The organism is Burkholderia territorii (genome assembly GCF_902833055.1).
GTDB lineage: Bacteria > Pseudomonadota > Gammaproteobacteria > Burkholderiales > Burkholderiaceae > Burkholderia > Burkholderia territorii.
On the sequence record NZ_CADFEJ010000043.1, the window covers coordinates 1 to 2,841 of the forward strand.

Annotated in this window: 2 protein-coding genes and 1 pseudogene; 1 reads left to right on the forward strand and 2 read right to left on the reverse strand. The window is 63.9% G+C overall.

What is annotated here, in order from left to right:
• Nucleotides 1-209: 209 nt before the first annotated feature.
• Complete coding sequence (locus HW466_RS30860; protein ID WP_151006673.1) at nt 210-1,514, reverse strand: GTP-binding protein; 1,305 nt, start codon at nt 1,512-1,514, stop codon at nt 210-212.
• 215 nt (nt 1,515-1,729) lie between these two features.
• A complete protein-coding gene (locus tag HW466_RS30865) occupies nt 1,730-2,179 on the reverse strand; it encodes a lytic transglycosylase domain-containing protein (protein ID WP_059505617.1) in 450 nt (149 codons plus the stop codon).
• Nucleotides 2,180-2,546: 367 nt separating this feature from the next.
• Between HW466_RS30865 and HW466_RS30870 the strand changes: the two are divergent.
• Nucleotides 2,547-2,841 (forward strand): annotated as a pseudogene (locus HW466_RS30870) (type II secretion system secretin GspD); the annotation flags it as partial.

The window sequence follows — 2,841 nt, forward strand, 5'->3', positions numbered from 1 at the left end:
TCCGGTGCGGCTCCCATCATGGGGCGGGATCTTTCCCATCCACGACCCCGGATAGATTCGAGCAAGTCCACTTTAGGTCAACACTGCCTCGCTTGCAAAAATCGGGCTGACCATAGATTTTGTTGGGCGCGCGCGGCATTTTCGCCACAGTTCGCGCCACTCTTGCAAGATTTAACGGTTGCCTTTCGCCGCTCGTTTTTTACCGTGCGTTACGCGTGGACGATCTGCGCGTCGGGATCGTCGTCGTCGTGTGCATCGACGTCCCATGCCGGGAACGGATCGTCGAACGCGCTCCATTGCGCCGCGCCGAGCGCGAATTCCGCATCGGTGAGCAAGCACGCATCGAGTTTCGCGCGCCATGCGTCGGCATCGAGCCCGATGCCGATCAGCACGAGTTCCTGACGGCGATCGCCGACCGAGCGGTCGTCGAGATCGCCCTGCCACTCCGTGCGAATTTCGGCGAGCAACTCGTCGTCGTCCGGCCATTCCGCGCGATCCTGCGCGGCCCACCAGAGGCCTGCGGGGCCGTGCCGGCACACGCCGCCCGCCTGCGACAGCGAACCCGCGATGTCGTTGCGCGTCGCGAGCCAGAAGAAGCCCTTGCTGCGCAACACGCCCGGCCACTCCCGATGCAGCAGTGCCCAGAGGCGTGCCGGATGAAACGGCCGGCGCGCGCGGTAAACAAAATTGCCGATGCCGAATTCGTCCGCTTCGCCGTGCACGTGCCCGTGATGCGGATCGTGGTCGTCGCCGTGCGCGTGCTCATGATCGAGCGATGCGAGCCAGCCCGGCGCGTTCGCGGCTTCGTCGAAATCGAAGCGGCCGGTGTTCAGCACTTCGTCGAGCGGCACGTTGCCGAACGTCGACACGACCTGGTGCGCGCGCGGGTTGAGGCGTGCCAGGATGTGCTGCAGGCGTGCGAGTTCGTCCGCGCCGACGAGGTCGGCCTTGTTGATCACCAGCACGTCGCAGAATTCGATCTGCTCGATCAGCAACTCGACGAGCGTGCGATCGTCTTCGTCCGATGCGGCGATGCCGCGCGTCGCGAGCGCGTCGTCGGAGCCGTAGTCGCGCAGGAAGTTGTAGGCGTCGACCACGGTGATGAGCGTGTCGAGCCGCGCGACGCTCGACAGCGACGTGCCGTCGTCGTCGACGAACGTGAAGGTTTCGGCGATCGGCATCGGCTCCGCGATGCCGGTCGATTCGATCACGATCGCATCGAAGCGGCCCTCCGCCGCGAGATTGCGGATCTCGACGAGCAGGTCGTCACGCAGCGTGCAGCAGATGCAGCCGTTCGACATCTCGACGAGGCGCTCCTCGACGTGCGACAGCGCCTGCGCATCGCGCACGAGCGACGCGTCGATGTTGACCGCCGCGAGATCGTTGACGATCACGGCGACTTTCAGGCCCGCGCGGTTCGCGAGGATGTGATTGAGCAGCGTGGTCTTGCCGGCGCCGAGGAAACCGGACAGCACGGTGACGGGCAACGGCTGGTTCATCATTGCCGGATTCATAACGATTTGCACCAACGGAAAAGAGGGAAAAGCGGCCGCGGCGCCCTGGCGGGGCGCGATCGGCCCGGAGCCGGTCGCCCGGAGCCGGTCGCCCGCAGCCGGTCGCCCGCAGCCGGTCGCCCGGAGCCGATCGAAACCGCGGCGTGAGATTCGCATTGTGCATCAAACGCGCGCCGGTCGAGCGGCATGGCACCAGCCGGCGCTGCGGCGCCGCGTCACTGCTCGGGCGGCAACAGCTTCCACTGGGCCAGGATCGCCGCAATCTGCCGCGCGTACTTGTCGCGCAGCGACGGCGTTTCGGAATGATAAGCGCCGACGGCCTGCCAAGTATTGCCGTAGCGATTCATCTTCTGGCGCAGATGCCACGCGGCGATGTAGACGTTCTTGCACGGCTGCATCAGCGTGTCGCGGCCGATGCCGTAGCGCGACAGCGTCGGCAGGTGGATCGAATTGATCTGCATCAGGCCGTAGTCGACCGAGCCGTTCGTGTTCTTGTTAAGCGCGTCGGGCCGGTTGCGCGACTCCTGCCACGCGATCGCGCGCAGGATCAGCGGATTGACCTTCTGGTACCGGGCGGCCTCGTCGAAACAATCCGCGCGAGCGTTTCCGCAGGCGAACCACGCGCCGGCGGCGATCAACGCGATCGAAGCAAACCGTCTGTTCATGTTGCGGAAACGAAAAGGAAATGACGCAAGGATCGGGAAAACCCGTGTTTCTTATTCGTACGACTGGAAACGCGCCGCCCGTATCATACAGACAGTCCGTCATGCGGCGACAGGCGAAAGGCGGCAGCCCGTTTATACCGCATTTTCGTGTCGAGTCATCGCAAAATGACGGCGGATGCCGGAATGACGAGGCATTGCCGAAGCCTTACATATTGCATACGGTGTGCCGGATACATGTCGTATGTGAGACAGTCCTCGGATCAATGTGATATTTCGGACATGAAAAACTGCTAATGTCGCGCCTTTAGGACCTGGATCCCAGCACTACCGCCGGAAGTGGCCTGAGCCGGCATCGACCCATTCATCCATGACAAGAAATCGCTTCGTTATGCGGCGCATCGCCACGACGCTGATGGTCGCCGGCATCATCGTCTCGCAGGCCGCCTACGCTCAGGTCACGCTCAATTTCGTGAATGCGGATATCGACCAGGTCGCCAAGGCGATTGGCGCCGCAACCGGCAAGACCATCATCGTCGACCCCCGCGTGAAGGGGCAGCTCAATCTCGTGGCAGAACGGCCGGTGCCGGAAGACCAGGCGCTGAAGACGCTGCAGTCGGCGCTGCGCATGCAGGGCTTCGCGCTCGTGCAGGATCACGGCGTGC